We start from the raw sequence: 13936 nt of genomic DNA on the forward strand, positions 1-13936 counted from the left end.
GCCCCGCTTGGGATCACATCTCCTTGGGTTCGAGCGAGCCCATGCCGTGCGGCGTCTCAATCTCGGTGCAGGTGCCCGCCGGGACGAGTTTCCAGGCGTTGCCCTGATAATCCATCGTCGCGGTGCCGGCGCAGGTGGTGCCGGGTCCGGCGGCGCAATCGTTCTGCCCGGCCATCGCGACGCCGTAGCATTTCTCCATCGCCTGATCTTCGGCATGGGCGGCGCTGGCCAGCCCCATCGCGCAGGTCAGAGCAGTTGCAAAGCCAAGGGTGGTTTCGGTCTTCATGATAGTCTCCCTGATTGGTTGGGACCGTTGCGGTCCTGATCACCTTTCGCGAGAGGTCACGCTGGCGTTACGCACATCACGCCAGCGTGAACGAAAAAAGTTTTTCTATCGGGCTGTAACGAAGGCATGATCGCGAACGAAGGGATGGCGATGATGCATGATCGGCGGGCAGATTGGTCGCAGCTCCTGCGGGCTGCGAATGCGGGCGACAAGCGCGCCTACGGTCTGTTCCTGCAGGCCGTGACCCCGGTGTTGCGGTCTGTCGTGCGGGCACGCGGTGCCGGGCTGTCCGAGGCCGATTGCGAGGATGTCGTGCAGGAGGTGTTGCTCGCCATCCATCTGAAGCGTCACACGTGGCGCGAGGATGAGCCGGCGGCGCCGTGGTGCTACGCGATCGCCCGGCACAAGGTGGTCGACGCCTTTCGCAAACGGGGGCGACGTATCCATCTTCCGGTGGAGGATTTCGCCGAGATGCTGCCCGCCGCTCCAGAGGCCGATCCCACGGAAAAGGCCGATATAGAGACGTTTTTGACCCATCTCGAGCCCCGCGCCGCGCAGCTGGTGCGCGCTATCGGGCTCGAAGGGAAAAGCATCGCGGAAACCGGCGATGCGTTAGATATGAGTGAGGGAGCGGTGCGCGTGATGTTGCATCGTTCGTTGAAAAAACTGGCCGCGCTTCGCGAGAGGCTGATCGAGATATGAAAACCGAAGACCTGATATCCGTATTGCAACAAGACACGTTGCCCGATCCGCGCCCGAAGCAGGTGCTTGGCCGCTGGCTTGTGCCGGCGCTTCTGCTGTCGGCGCTGTTCGTGATTTCGGTCTATGGGCTGCGTTTTCCGCTGCAACAGACCCTTATGACGCCGGAAATCGCCCCGAAATTCTACCTGCCGCTGGTCTTGGCCGTGCTCGTGACCCCGATGGCGGTGCGCCTGGGGCGGCCCACGGCGAAGGTTTCGACCGGGTGGCTCTGGATCTTCCCGGCGATCGGGGCAGCGCTTTTGGCCTATGCCTTCCTGACCACGCCTGACGGCCAGCGCATGTCGGATTTCGAGGGCGAAACGATCCTGCCCTGCCTGATCTCCGTGCCGATGCTGTCCCTCCCGGCGCTGGGTGCGCTCCTTATCAGCCTGCGCAAAGGGGCGGTGACGCGCCCGGCTCAGGCCGGGGCGCTGGCGGGGCTCGCTGCCGGGGGTATGGGCACCGCGATCTACGCCCTGCACTGCACGGAGGACAGCCCGCTTTTCTACGTTACCTGGTACGGGGTCGGGATCGTCGTGGTGATGCTCGTGGGGGCTCTGCTCGGGAAGCGCGTGCTGCGCTGGTAGACCCTAATCCGGCCAAAACGCCAGATTTTCGATGAATTTTTCATGCAGGGTCGGGTTGGCAACGACCAGCCCGCTCGATTGCGGCGGGGAGCGGTTGAACCGCAGCGCGCGGCCGTTGCGATCCGTTGCCAGAAGTCCCGCGCGCTGCGCGATCAGGCTCGCGGCGGCGATATCCCACTCCCATGCCGGACGTAGCGAGATCGTCGCATCGAACCGGCCTTCCGCCACGAGACACAGCCGCCACGCCAGCGACGAGCGGAAATGGCGGTGGTAATCCGGTTGGGCGTGCCGCCAGAAGCTCGGATTGTCGGAGAGTTTCGATGTCAGGACCGTCGCGCCCGTGAGCGCTTCTTGGGTACCGGGCCGGAGCTGCTCCCCGTTCAGGCAGGCCGGACCGTCGATCGTCGCGGAATAGGTGAGATCGTGAACCGGCAGATGCACCACGCCCGCAACGACCGCGCCATCGCGCACCACGGCGAGCGCATGGGCGAAGCCGCCATCATGGGCGAGAAAGGCGCGCGTGCCGTCGATCGGATCGACAATGAAGGTCGAGCGCGCCTCGAGACGCGCCGGATCGTCGGTGCTTTCCTCCGACAGCCAGCCGTAATCGGGCCGGGCGCCGCGCAGGCGCTCTTCCAGCAGCGCGTTCACCGCCAGATCGGCCTCCGAGACCGGACCGGCCCCGTCGCCTTTGTCCCAGGCTTCGGGTGCCTTTTTCCAGTATTTCAGGGCAAGCGCACCGGCCTCTTTCGCGGTCTCGATCAGAAGGGGAAGATCAGTCTCCGGCAAGCGTCATTCCTTCGAGGAGAAGCGAGGGCACGATATGGCTCAGATGCATCCGCGCGTCATTCGCGGGCCGGATGCTGCGGAGCATATCGCGCAGGTTGCCCGCGATGGTGCATTCATTGACCGGATAGACCGGCTCGCCGTTTTCGACCCAATAACCCGAGGCCCCGCGCGAATAATCGCCCGTATTGGGGTTGATCGTGGCCCCGATGAAAGAGGTTACGAGAAGCCCGGTGCCCATCTCGGCCATCAGTTCCTCGCGCGTCTTGTCGCCCTGCGTCAGGGTCACGTTGCCGATGCCGGGCGAGGGCGGCGAAGAGGTGCCGCGGCTGGCATTCGCGGTCGACTGCAGCCCCAGCTTGCGCGCGCAGGCGAGGTCGAGCGTCCAGCTTTTCAGCGCACCATTCTCGACGATGGCGCGACGCGCGGTGGCCAGCCCTTCCGCGTCGAAGGGGCGTGAGCCGGAGACGCGCTTGCGATGCGGCTCCTCGATCAGCGACAGGCCTTCGGGCAGAACTTGTTCGTCCAATGCGTCGCGCAGCCACGAGGCGCCGCGACAGATCGCCTGCCCGTTCACCGCCGACAGAAGATGCCCGATCAGGCTGCCCGAGACGCGTTCGTCGATCAGCACCGGATAGGCACCGGTTTTCGGGCGGCGCGGATTGGCACGGGCCGCGGCGCGTTCGCCCGCCAGACGCCCGATCTCTTGCGCGCTGGGCAGATCGGACTGGAAAATGCGGCTTTCGGCGGCCCAGTCCCGCTCCATCCCCAGCCCCTCGCCGGAAATCGCGACGGCTGAGACGACGCGCGAGCTGCGATCATAGCCGCCCGCGAAACCGTTGGAGGCCGCGACATGGACGCGCCGATAGGAATAGGCGGCGGAGGCGGATTGCACCTGGGTGACGCCGTCGACGCCAAGCGCTGCGGCCTCGGCCTCTAGCGCGTCACTTTGCAGCGCCTCGGCGGAGGGCTCGGCGCTCGGATCGGCCAATTCCATGCCGTCGGCATCGCGGCGGTCGGTCAGCTGCGACGGATCGGCGAGGCCGATGAACGGATCCTCCGGCGCTTCGCGGGCCATCGCAATCGCGCGCTGCGCCATTTCCTCGAAGGTGCGGGCGGAAATATCGGAGGCGGACACGCAGGCCTGTTTGCCGCCGAGAAGGACACGCAGCCCAATCTCGACGCCCTCCGACCGCTCGGCCTGTTCGAGACGGCCTTCGCGGACATCGATCGCAACCGAGCGCCCATCGACCGCAATGGCATCGGCGGCAGGCGCACCTGCGCGCTTCGCAGCCTCGAGCAGCGACTGGGTCAGATCGGAGAGGGAGGGCTTGGTCAATTTACACCTCGTGAGAATAACGAAAGCCGCCCGGAGACCCGGACGGCTTCTCGCCGTGGGTTTCAGTCTTTACTGGACGCGTTGGCCGTTGACGAGGATTTCCCCGCCATCTTGGAACTCGACCTGCGACTCGTAGGCATCGTCGCCCGTGGGCTTGGCGTAGAGGCCGAGCATCATCCGCCCGAACATGATCTGATCCTGCGGCACGAGCCCCATCGCAACCAGCTTGTCCATCAGCGCATTCGCCCCGGTCAGCGTCAGGTCGATCTTGCCCGTGGGCATCGGCATCGGCCCGCCATTCTTCAGCTCGAGCGCGCCCTTGCCGTTCAGATCGGCGCCGACCATCGACAGCTTGATGTTGTTGATGTCGACGGTGTCGACCTGCATCGGCGGTGCGTCCATCGCGGCTGCGGCCGGGCTGAATAGGTCCTCGGAGAGCTTCATCTTGCCCGAGAGATCGACCTGCAGCGTCGCCGGGTCATGGGGCAGATCGCCATTCGGATCGAACATGGCCCAGATATTGTCGGAGACGGTGACGCCGTTGAAGCCAAGCTTCGCTTTGTAGTCCTGCGCCTCACCGGATTTCGCGACCGGCATCGCGAAATTCATGTCCGCCGACTGGATATCCGCGGTGATCGGGAAGGGCAGTTCGGGCGTCGTCATCTCGATATGGCTGGAATTGCTCTGGCCACCGAAGGACAGGCCGTCCTTCGACATCGCGATATCGAGCTTGCCGCCCTGATCGGTAGACTTCTGATCGACCTTGCCGTCGGGACCGTCGGCACTCACCGTCCAGTTCGAGCTGGCATAGGTCATGCCCAGATCGAGATTCGCACCGGCGTTGAGCGCCTCGTCGAGCTTCTCGGAATCGATGCCCTTGGGCATCGCGAACGTTCCTTCATAGGCGAGATCGTTCATCTGGCCGTTCATGTTGAACGTGCCGCTGCCCTCGGGATCGGCACCCGATGCAGTCAGGTCCAGCGTTCCGATGGACATCTTGGAATCGACCGAATGCATGTCGCCATCGACGACGTGGTAATTGCCCTTGGTGTTCTCCAGCGAGAAGTACATTTTGACCGGCACGTCCTGCCCTTCGGCGGTGACGGTCTGGTCGAGATCCATCGTCATCTTCGGCGCGTCGATATCGTAGGTCAGGTCGCCCGGCGACCCGGAGACGATGACCTTGCTGTCCGTCTGGGTCATCGTCATCTTCATGGCGATGTCAGACGTGTCGGTGCCCGGCTTGCCGGTCATGTCGCCCGTCATGGTCTCGGGGAAGACGGTTTCCACCGTGCCGTCGCCAAGATCGCGCAGCTTCAGTTCCGGCACGTCGAGCGTGAGGCTCATATTGTCGACATTGCGGACCATCTTCACGTCGGAGACGGTGAGCGTGTCGCCCTCTCGGTTCTGGCTCCCGACCATCACCTCATAGCCGTAGGTCTGGTATTCGGATTGCCACGCCTGCCAGACCTGCTCCGCGGTCACATCCGCAAAAGAGGCCGTGGTGGACAGCAGCGAAACCACAACGGCGCCGGAACCGACGGTTTTGAGCCATGCCATGAGAGGGGTACCTTTCCACTGAGAACCAAGTCGCGCCATCCTCCTTTGGGTCAGGCCGATGGTCAAGCCTTCCTGGGGCTGCTAGACGGGTTTCACGGGAGTTGTGAGGAGGCTGGGAATGATCCGCCACGAGATCGAGAACGGGCTGTGGCGCGTGACCATAGACCGGCCTGAAAAAGCCAATTCGCTGACCGGCGCGATGCTGGGAGAGATCGCCGATCTGGCCGAACGTGCAGGGCGTGAAGAGGCGCGGGCTTTCGTTCTGAGCGGGAATGGCAAGGTCTTCTCCGCCGGCGCCGATCTGGACGAGGCGAAATCCGGTACACTGGCGACCGATCCGGTCTGGGAGCGGCTTTCGGGCGCAATCGCATCGCTGCCCTGCCTGACCATCGCGGCGCTCAATGGCACGCTGGCCGGAGGCGCGATGGGAATGGCGTTGGCCTGCGATCTGCGGATCGCCGTGCCAGGCGCGAAGTTCTTCTATCCAGTCATGAAGCTCGGTTTCCTGCCACAGCCCTCGGACCCGGCGCGCATGGTCGCGCTGGTGGGACCTGCGCGGGCGAAGATGATCCTGATGGCGGGGCAGAAGATCGAGGCCGAAGAGGCGCTGAGCTGGGGGCTGATCGACCGGATCGTGCCGCGCGAGGCGCTGGACGAGACGGTCGAGACGCTGGCCGCCGACGCGCTGGGCGCGCTGGCCTCGCATGTCGCCGGGATCAAGGCGCTGATCCGCTAAAGCGAACGGCCCGGACAGGCCGGGCCGTGGGTCGTCATAAGCTGCGCGATGTGCTCGCGATCAGGCGTAGACGCTTTCTTTGCCGAAATGCTTGGTGAGCATGTAATAAATCACGGCGCGATACTTGTTGCGCTCGGACCGGCCATAGGTCTCGATCACGCTGTCGATCGCATCCATCAGCGCGGGGCTGTCCGAGAGGCCAAGCTTTTTGACGAGGAAGTTGTCCTTCACGGTCTCAAGCTCTGCCTTGTCCGTCGCCGCCACGGTCGAAGAATCCGCATTGTAGATCGAGGGCCCGCAGCCGATCGTTACCTTGGTCAGAAGATCCATGTCCGGGGTCATGCCGCATTTGGATTTCAGATCCTCGGCGTATTTCTCAATCAGCTCGTCTCTTTTACCCATGTGTCCCACCTATCAGGTTGCTCTGCCCAGAAATGAAGGCAGGCGCAGGGTAAGCCGAGATAGTGAAATTACAAAGCGTAAATCCCGGGAAGCGAGTGGCTCAGCCTCCGCCGCGACAGGAGACGCATTGCGTGAAGGTCGGGTCGAGTTCGAGGCGCTTCTCGGGGATCGGCTCGCCGCAGCTGTCGCAATAGCCGAATTCGTCTTCCACGATGCGCTGGAGCGCGGCCTCTATCGCGGTGATCCGGTGCTGACGGCGGCCATCGACCGCATTGGCCATCGCCTGGTTCTGCAGCGCATCCATGCGCGACAGCCGCCCGACGCTTTGCTGGTCCAGCTCGACGGGTTTTCGGGTCTGCGCGGTGTCCTGCGATGCGCTGCGCAGCTCGGCCAGCTCCGCCTCCAATTGCGGTTTGAACCGCGCGGCAAGGTCTTCGGGTGTCATCGCTCTCCTCCTGTCCCGAGGAAAACCGATCATGGCCTGCGTTGCACGTAAAAAGGCCGCACCCGAAGGCGCGGCCTTTGAAATCGCTATGCGATCCGGTCAGTAGCGGTAATGCTCGGGCTTGAAGGGCCCTTCGACCGTGACGCCGATATACTCCGCCTGATCGGGCTTGAGCTGGGTCAGCTTCACGCCGATCCGCTCCAGATGCAGGCGGGCGACCTTTTCGTCGAGATGCTTGGGCAGGATGTAGACGCCCGGCGCATAGTCTTCGCCCTTGGTCCACAGTTCGATCTGCGCCAGCACCTGGTTGGTGAAGGAGGCCGACATCACGAAGCTCGGGTGGCCGGTCGCGTTGCCGAGGTTCAGCAAGCGGCCTTCCGACAGCAGGATGATGCGCGAGCCCGAGGGCATCTCGATCATGTCCACCTGATCCTTGATGTTGGTCCATTTGTGGTTCTTCAGGTTCGCGACCTGAATTTCATTGTCGAAATGGCCGATGTTCCCGACGATCGCCATATCCTTCATCTCGCGCATATGCTCGATCCGGATGACGTCCTTGTTGCCGGTGGTGGTGATGAAGATGTCGGCGCTGTCGACGACGTCTTCCAGCACGACGACTTCGAACCCGTCCATCGCGGCTTGCAGCGCGCAGATCGGATCGACCTCGGTGACTTTCACGCGAGCGCCTGCGCCACGCAGCGACGCGGCGGAGCCTTTGCCCACATCGCCATAACCGCAGACCACGGCGACCTTGCCGGCCATCATCGTGTCGGTAGCGCGGCGGATGCCGTCCACGAGGCTCTCTTTACAGCCGTATTTGTTGTCGAATTTCGACTTGGTGACGGAGTCGTTCACGTTGATCGCCGGGAAGGGCAGCAGGCCCTTCTTGTGCAGATCGTAAAGGCGATGCACGCCGGTGGTGGTCTCTTCCGAGACGCCCTTGATCGCGTCGCGCTGCTCGGTGAACCAGCCGGGGCTGGCCGCGAGGCGCTTCTTGATCTGGGCGAACAGCGCCTCCTCCTCTTCCGAGGTGGGGACTTCGATCAAATCAGTCTCACCGTTTTCGACGCGCGCGCCGAGCAGGATATAGAGCGTCGCATCCCCGCCATCGTCGAGGATCATGTTGCAGGTGCCTTCCTCGAACTGGAAGATCTGGTCGGTATAGGACCAGTATTCCGCGAGCGTCTCGCCCTTGATCGCGAAGACAGGCGTGCCGCCCGCCGCGATCGCCGCAGCCGCGTGATCCTGCGTCGAGAAGATGTTGCACGAGGCCCAACGCACATCGGCGCCAAGCGCCTTGAGCGTTTCGATCAGCACAGCGGTCTGCACGGTCATGTGCAGCGACCCCGCGATGCGTGCCCCTTTCAGCGGTTTGCTTTCCCCGAATTCCGCGCGGCAGGCCATCAGGCCCGGCATTTCGGTTTCGGCGATGTCGAGCTCCTTCCGGCCGTAGTCGGCCAGAGCGATATCCTTGATGACGTAATCGGCCATGTGCGGCTCCCAATCTGAATTTGGAAGCTATGTAGCACTGGGACCGTAAAGCGGCAATGAAGGCCGATCACGATCAGGTTGCGGGAAGAATCCCTTCGCGATGCAGGAGCGCCACCGGGTTGTTGCCACGCTTCCAATCGGTGCCCGAGGACACGATGCAGGAGACGTTGTCGGCACGGGTATAGACCGCAGTCCAAGTGCCCATGATGCTCGAGGCGTACAACTCGACCTTCCGGTGATCGCCAAGCTGTTTCGTCATCGCGGGCTTCTCCGCGAAGTCGTGATTGAGCGAATCCACGAGCTTCGCGCGGTTGTCGCAATAGGGTTGATCGGGGCTTTGCGCCTCGCCGATCGCGGTGACGTTGTCGAAGGCCGACAGATCGCCATAAGGAATTTCGGACGGAATATCTTCCATCGGGCGACCGTCGCCCTCATAGCCATCCAGCATGACCTGCCGCGCCGATTCAGCTTGCGGGGCGGGCGTCACAGCCTCGTCGCTGCGTACGGCGGCGAGGGCAATGGTAGCGGGGATCGAGATAATCGCGATCCCGGCGGCAAAGAACGTAGTTTTCGAGGTCTGCATTTTGGCGTCCCCTTTTTCTCTCCGTGTCAACCCAAGAACACACTCCGCGCGAAAATGTTCCTCAATCTGTGGCGTTTACAGCCGCAATGGCTTTGGCTAGTCACAGATACGCGCTGCATGAGAGGGGCGAATGGAGATCAATCTGGCCTGTTCGAAACCTGCGCAGCACCGCTCTGCGATCGCGTTTTGCTGCGATGACGCTTACCTGCCTTATGCCGCGCATGCGGCGGGACAGATCGCGCAGCTCCACCCGGATCGGGATTTCGATATCTGCATCGTCAGCGCCGAGCCGGTGACGCTTCCGGCGTCGCTCGACGGGTTGAATTTGCGGCTGTGCAGTTTCGATCCCGAGCTGATATTTTCGGGGTTCTCTACGGATCGCGGGCGCAGTTCGGCCATGTATATGCGGCTGATGCTGCCGAAGATTTTCGCGGATGATTATGATCGCATTCTCTATCTGGATGCCGATATTCACGTGGAAAGCGGCGATCTCTCGCGGCTGCTGACGGTCGACCTCGGGGAGAAGCCGGTCGCGGCAGTGCGGGATAATCCGCAATGGCGGACACCGTCTCGAATGCCGGAAGATTTCAAGGATTTCGATCTCGCCAACGCCGCCTATTTCAATTCCGGCGTGCTGCTGATCGATGTGGCGAACTGGAATGCCCAAGGCATTCTCGAGGCGGCGCTGAGCTTCGGGGAAAAGAACGGCGCCCGCCTGCGCCGCAACGATCAGACGCTTCTCAATTGCGTTCTGTACCGCAACTGGGCGGAGCTCAGCCCGATGTGGAACTGGCAATATACCCCGGCCTCGCGGCTGCATGAGGCGATGGTCAGCGCGCATATCGTGCATTTCATCGGCCCGTCGAAACCGTGGAAAGCGCGACCGGAAACTCTGCCGCCGCGCTTTGGGCGGGGTTTGCGCCATTTCTGCGCCGCGCATTTCCCGGAACGCCGCTTCGATATTCCCGACGGCCCCGGACCGGGCAGCAAGCTGATGACGAAAATGCTCGTCCGGCACCTCATCAACAGAAACAAAATGGCGCGCTATCTCGCGCGCTTTCCCGACGACTATACGGTGATCACATGAAACGCGCTTGGCAAAGGATGCTTTCGGGGCGCAGGCTCGACCTGCTGGACCCGACGCCCGTCGATATCGAGATCGAGGATATCGCGCATGGTCTGGCTTTCGTGGCGCGCTGGAACGGACAGACCTTCGGCGACTGGCCCTATTCCGTGGCTGAGCATTCGCTTCTGGTGGAGCAGATTTTCTGCCATCAGAATCCGAAGATCGCGGCGAAATGGAAATTGGCGGCGCTTTTGCATGACGCGCCGGAGTATGTGCTGGGCGATATGATCAGCCCGGTGAAGGCGGCGATTGGCGAAGGCTATGGCACGCTCGATGATCGGCTAATTGCGGCGGTTCACATACGCTTTGGTCTACCCGCAGCGCTTCCGGTGCGAATCAAACGTGCGATCAAAAAGGCGGATATCGTCTCGGCGCGGTTGGAAGCCGAACAGATTGCCGGGTTTTCCAAGGTTGAGGCCGACAAGGTTTTCGGAAAGCTCGCGCCCGAATATGCCGAAACCTTTAAAATCCATCTGCGACCGCCGTCAGAAGTGCGCACGGATTATACCGCACGCCACGAAGCGCTTTTGTCAGAGCTGTAGTACGAGTGTCTGCAATTCCAGCAGGCACTCGTATTCAAAAATACTTATTTGTTTCTCAGATCTTCAGATCGTCGAGAGATTTGCCATTATCAAGCGCGGCTTGCACCCAACGCGGCTTACGGCCACGACCGGTCCAGGTTTCGCTGGCATCGTCCGGATTGGCATATTTCGGCGGCACGGTGCGGCGCGGCTTGGCCGAACCCGATCCGGTCAGTTCCGCCAGCGAATAGCCCATATCACGGGCCGCGCGCTCAAGCTGATCGATCGCTTCTTTCTTCTTGCGATCCTCGTAGCCGGAGATCGCCTTGTCGACTTGCTTACGAAGAGCTTTCAGCTCGTCGAGGGACATATCATCTAGATTCATTTTAAAGCTCCGAATTGGATATCCGGAGCATTAAATAGAAACCTTAAATATTTAACAACCTAACCAAAACGTCAGCGAGGGCTTCTCTTAGCCAAAATCCGCTGAAGGGTCCGGCGATGCATATTCAAACGGCGCGCGGTTTCCGAAACATTCCGGTCGCAAAGTTCGTACACCCGTTGAATATGTTCCCAGCGTACGCGATCCGCGCTCATCGGGTTTTCCGGCGGCGGCGGGGCAACCTCGCCTTTCGCCAATAGCGCATTTGTGACGTCGGTGGCATCGGCGGGTTTCGCGATATAATCGGTCGCGCCCATTTTCACGGCGGCCACGGCGGTCGCGATGGCCCCATATCCGGTCAGCACGACGATCCGCGCATCGGCGCGTTTTTCGCGCAGCGCCTCGACCACGTCGAGCCCGTTGCCATCCTCGAGCCGCAGGTCGATCACCGCATAGGCGGGCGGGTTCGATTGCACGATCGCGCGGCCTGCGGCGACGGTTTCGGCGGTCTGGGTCTCGAAGCCGCGTTTCTCCATCGCGCGGGCCAGCCGCGTGAGAAGCGGGAGATCATCATCGACGATCAGAAGCGATTTGTCCGACCCGATATCGGCGCTGATGTCTTCAGCCATTATCGTAACTCCCTCTCGCCGAGTTTGACGCTTGGATTTGTTTTAAGCTGTTGCGCTTGTTCGGTCAATTTCCGGCTGCGCCGTCGGGATTGGCCTTTTTCCACGCATCGACGAAACAGGAGACGCTGTCGGCCATCTGCTCGGGCGTGGTGTCGCGGTTGTAGTATTCCGCGAAGCCGGTGTCCGGGAAGACGAGATAGCTTTGGGTCGAGTGATCGATCAGCGTGTAGGGATCGCCCGGATCCTGCACTTTGAAATAAGTGCGGTATTCCTGCGAGACCTTCTTGATCTGCTCCGGCGTGCCGGTCAGCCCGATCATTTTCGGATGCATGAGATCGGTGAATTCCTTCAGCAGCTCGGGCGTGTCGCGCGCGGAATCGACCGAAATGAAGACCGGCGTCACCGAATAGCCGCGCTTTTCGAGGAGGCTTACGGCTTCGGCATTACGCGCGCTGTCGAGCGGGCAGACATCCGGGCAATAGGTATAGCCGAAATAGAGAATGCTCGGCTCGGTGATGACATCCGTATTCGTCACTTCCTTGCCGTTCTCATCGGTCAGGGTGAATGGACCGCCGATTTCGCCCGCGCCGCCTGCGACGACGCTTTGCCGGCATTGCGCGAAAATATCGTCGTCATTGCTGCGGGTCGCGGCGAACCAGGTGACGCCCAGGCCGATGACCACGATCGCGGTCGCGGCGGCAGCGGAAATTTTCGCAATACGGTTCATATTGTCACTCCTCTCACGGCTGCATTGATCGCGCGGCGGGCGCCGATTATCAATGCTTTCATGCCGCCAATTCCGGCGATGTGCGCTTTGGACGCGGGAGACGACATGGCTCAACGCCTCGAGGCCCAACCCGGCCCGGCCGAGATTCACCACGACTGGGTGCGCCTCCGGACGCTGATCTTCCTGCGCTGGACCGCGATTGTCGGTCAGCTCGGCGCGATCTTCGTCGCCTATTTCGTCTACGATATCGCGCTGGATCTGGCGCTGTGCCTCGCCACGGTCGCGGCGGCGATTGCAGCCAATCTCGTGGCGATCTTTCTCTTTCCCGACACCAAACGCCTGACCCAGCCCGAGGCGGCGGCGACGCTGATGTTCGACATGGCGCAGCTCGCGCTGTTGCTGTCGATCACGGGCGGGATGAACAACCCCTTCGCGCTGCTCATTCTCGTGCCGGTCACCATAGCGGCCACCGCACTGGAGCGGTCGGCGACGATCCTGCTGGGGCTTTCGACGATGGTGATGATTTCCATAGTCGCCGTGGTCTATCTGCCGCTCGTCAGCAAGACCGGCGAGGTGATCGCCGTGCCTGACGTGTTCGAATTCGGCTACTGGCTGTCGATCATCATCGGCGTGGCCTTCCTTGGCGCCTATGCGCATAAGGTGGCGAGCGAAGTGCGCTCCATGGGCGATGCGTTGCGCGCGACGCAGCTCGCCCTGACGCGCGAGCAGAAGCTGACCGATCTGGGCGGGGTCGTCGCCGCGGCGGCGCATGAGCTGGGCACGCCGCTCGCCACGATCAAGCTGGTGAGTTCGGAGCTGGCCGACGAGCTCGAAGACAGCCCCGATCTGCGCGACGATGCGCTCTTGATCCGCGAGCAGGCCAATCGGTGCCGCGACATTCTCCATTCGATGGGCCGGGTCGGGAAGGACGATCTGCACATGCGGACCGCGCCCATCGTCGCCGTTCTGCGCGAAGCGGCGGACCCGCATATGGAGCGCGGGATCGAAATTCACTTCGATGCTCATCCGATCGTCGAGGGGCTGGAGCGGCAGCCGACGATCTACCGCTATCCCGAACTGATCCACGCGCTGCGCAATTTCATCCAGAACGCCGTCGATTTCGCGCACTCCACCGTCTGGGTCGAAGCGGAATGGGACGATGAAGAGATCACCGTGCGGATCAGCGACGACGGCAAGGGCTATCCGACGAGCGTGCTCAACCGGATCGGCGATCCCTTCCTGCAACCGCGTGCGAATGCGGCGGAGCGCAAAGGGTATGAGGGGATGGGGCTGGGCGTTTTCATCGCGAAGACCCTGATCGAACGGACCGGCGGGCGGCTCACCTTCTCGAATGGCGACGCGCCCTTCGCGCCCGACGCCGCAGCGCCCGCGCGCTCCGGTGCGGTTGTGGAGGTTGTCTGGCCCGCCGCGCGTCTTGTGGCGCGGGACGACGCAGGTCTTGGGCTGAACCAGCCGATCGCGGTCTGATCGCCTTCACTTCTCTTGCCGCTCCCCGAGCGAAGTTAACGCTGAGTTAACGAATCTTTCGCACCCTCGGCCTGGGGACAGGTTTGAGAGGCCGAAAGACATGGGGA

17 protein-coding genes are annotated in these 13936 nt (G+C 62.2%); 6 read left to right on the plus strand and 11 right to left on the minus strand.

Features of this window, described 5'->3' with window-relative positions; all coding sequences use genetic code 11:
* Positions 1 to 13 precede the first annotated feature (13 nt).
* Positions 14 to 286 carry a DUF2282 domain-containing protein gene (locus tag BMI85_RS19425; RefSeq protein WP_078522705.1) on the minus strand — a complete coding sequence of 91 codons (273 nt, stop codon included), beginning with the start codon at positions 284 to 286 and terminating at the stop codon, positions 14 to 16.
* Between the two features lie 126 nt (positions 287 to 412).
* Here BMI85_RS19425 and BMI85_RS19430 point away from each other — a divergent pair, with 126 nt between their 5' ends.
* Positions 413 to 988, plus strand: a complete 576-nt coding sequence (locus BMI85_RS19430) for a sigma-70 family RNA polymerase sigma factor (RefSeq protein ID WP_232621676.1) — start codon at positions 413 to 415, stop codon at positions 986 to 988.
* Positions 985 to 1614, plus strand: coding sequence for a DUF1109 domain-containing protein (locus tag BMI85_RS19435; protein ID WP_078602444.1), 630 nt, complete (start codon positions 985 to 987; stop codon positions 1612 to 1614). The genes BMI85_RS19430 and BMI85_RS19435 overlap by 4 nt, the downstream gene beginning before the upstream one ends.
* 3 nt (positions 1615 to 1617) lie before the next feature.
* Here the strand turns inward: BMI85_RS19435 and BMI85_RS19440 are convergent, their stop codons facing one another.
* From BMI85_RS19440 to BMI85_RS19450, 3 genes are all read right to left on the minus strand, one after another.
* Positions 1618 to 2403, minus strand: coding sequence for a 3'(2'),5'-bisphosphate nucleotidase CysQ (locus BMI85_RS19440; RefSeq protein WP_078602445.1), 786 nt, complete (start codon positions 2401 to 2403; stop codon positions 1618 to 1620).
* Positions 2390 to 3739, minus strand: coding sequence for a metallopeptidase TldD-related protein (locus BMI85_RS19445; RefSeq protein ID WP_078602446.1), 1350 nt, complete (start codon positions 3737 to 3739; stop codon positions 2390 to 2392). The genes BMI85_RS19440 and BMI85_RS19445 overlap by 14 nt, the downstream gene beginning before the upstream one ends.
* A 69-nt stretch (positions 3740 to 3808) precedes the next feature.
* Complete coding sequence (locus BMI85_RS19450; RefSeq protein ID WP_168174818.1) at positions 3809 to 5299, minus strand: DUF2125 domain-containing protein; 1491 nt, start codon at positions 5297 to 5299, stop codon at positions 3809 to 3811.
* A gap of 118 nt (positions 5300 to 5417) precedes the next feature.
* Here BMI85_RS19450 and BMI85_RS19455 point away from each other — a divergent pair, with 118 nt between their 5' ends.
* Positions 5418 to 6035 carry an enoyl-CoA hydratase/isomerase family protein gene (locus BMI85_RS19455; RefSeq protein WP_078602448.1) on the plus strand — a complete coding sequence of 206 codons (618 nt, stop codon included), beginning with the start codon at positions 5418 to 5420 and terminating at the stop codon, positions 6033 to 6035.
* A gap of 60 nt (positions 6036 to 6095) precedes the next feature.
* On the opposite strand, the gene BMI85_RS19460 is transcribed toward BMI85_RS19455, so the two are convergent.
* The 4 genes from BMI85_RS19460 to BMI85_RS19475 form a co-directional block, all read right to left on the minus strand.
* Entirely contained in the window at positions 6096 to 6437 is a 342-nt protein-coding gene (locus tag BMI85_RS19460) for a DUF2853 family protein (protein WP_078522711.1), read from the minus strand.
* 100 nt (positions 6438 to 6537) lie between these two features.
* Positions 6538 to 6882, minus strand: coding sequence for a TraR/DksA family transcriptional regulator (locus BMI85_RS19465; protein WP_078602449.1), 345 nt, complete (start codon positions 6880 to 6882; stop codon positions 6538 to 6540).
* 99 nt (positions 6883 to 6981) lie between these two features.
* A complete protein-coding gene (ahcY, locus tag BMI85_RS19470) occupies positions 6982 to 8373 on the minus strand; it encodes an adenosylhomocysteinase (RefSeq protein ID WP_078602450.1) in 1392 nt (463 codons plus the stop codon).
* 73 nt (positions 8374 to 8446) lie between these two features.
* On the minus strand, positions 8447 to 8956 hold the full coding sequence (locus BMI85_RS19475) for a hypothetical protein (RefSeq protein WP_078541456.1): 510 nt from the start codon (positions 8954 to 8956) through the stop codon (positions 8447 to 8449).
* Positions 8957 to 9086: 130 nt separating this feature from the next.
* Between BMI85_RS19475 and BMI85_RS19480 the strand changes: the two genes are divergently transcribed.
* Positions 9087 to 10043: a glycosyltransferase family 8 protein gene (locus tag BMI85_RS19480; protein ID WP_078602451.1), complete on the plus strand. Its 957-nt coding sequence runs from the start codon at positions 9087 to 9089 to the stop codon at positions 10041 to 10043.
* The gene (locus BMI85_RS19485) at positions 10040 to 10624 is read left to right on the plus strand and encodes a hypothetical protein (RefSeq protein ID WP_078541454.1); all 585 of its coding nucleotides are present in this window, start codon (positions 10040 to 10042) and stop codon (positions 10622 to 10624) included. Before BMI85_RS19480 ends, BMI85_RS19485 begins: the two co-directional genes overlap by 4 nt.
* A gap of 55 nt (positions 10625 to 10679) precedes the next feature.
* Here the strand turns inward: BMI85_RS19485 and BMI85_RS19490 are convergent, their stop codons facing one another.
* From BMI85_RS19490 to BMI85_RS19500, 3 genes are all read right to left on the minus strand, one after another.
* Positions 10680 to 10988, minus strand: coding sequence for an H-NS histone family protein (locus tag BMI85_RS19490; protein ID WP_078541453.1), 309 nt, complete (start codon positions 10986 to 10988; stop codon positions 10680 to 10682).
* A 71-nt stretch (positions 10989 to 11059) separates the two neighbouring features.
* On the minus strand, positions 11060 to 11614 hold the full coding sequence (locus BMI85_RS19495; RefSeq protein ID WP_078602452.1) for an ActR/PrrA/RegA family redox response regulator transcription factor: 555 nt from the start codon (positions 11612 to 11614) through the stop codon (positions 11060 to 11062).
* A 64-nt stretch (positions 11615 to 11678) separates the two neighbouring features.
* Positions 11679 to 12341 carry an SCO family protein gene (locus BMI85_RS19500; RefSeq protein ID WP_078522718.1) on the minus strand — a complete coding sequence of 221 codons (663 nt, stop codon included), beginning with the start codon at positions 12339 to 12341 and terminating at the stop codon, positions 11679 to 11681.
* Positions 12342 to 12446: 105 nt separating this feature from the next.
* Between BMI85_RS19500 and BMI85_RS19505 the strand changes: the two genes are divergently transcribed.
* Positions 12447 to 13829, plus strand: a complete 1383-nt coding sequence (locus BMI85_RS19505; RefSeq protein WP_078602453.1) for a sensor histidine kinase RegB — start codon at positions 12447 to 12449, stop codon at positions 13827 to 13829.
* Positions 13830 to 13936 lie beyond the last annotated feature (107 nt).

This window comes from Thioclava sp. DLFJ4-1 (assembly GCF_002020145.1).
GTDB classification, from domain to species: Bacteria; Pseudomonadota; Alphaproteobacteria; order Rhodobacterales; family Rhodobacteraceae; genus Thioclava; species Thioclava sediminum.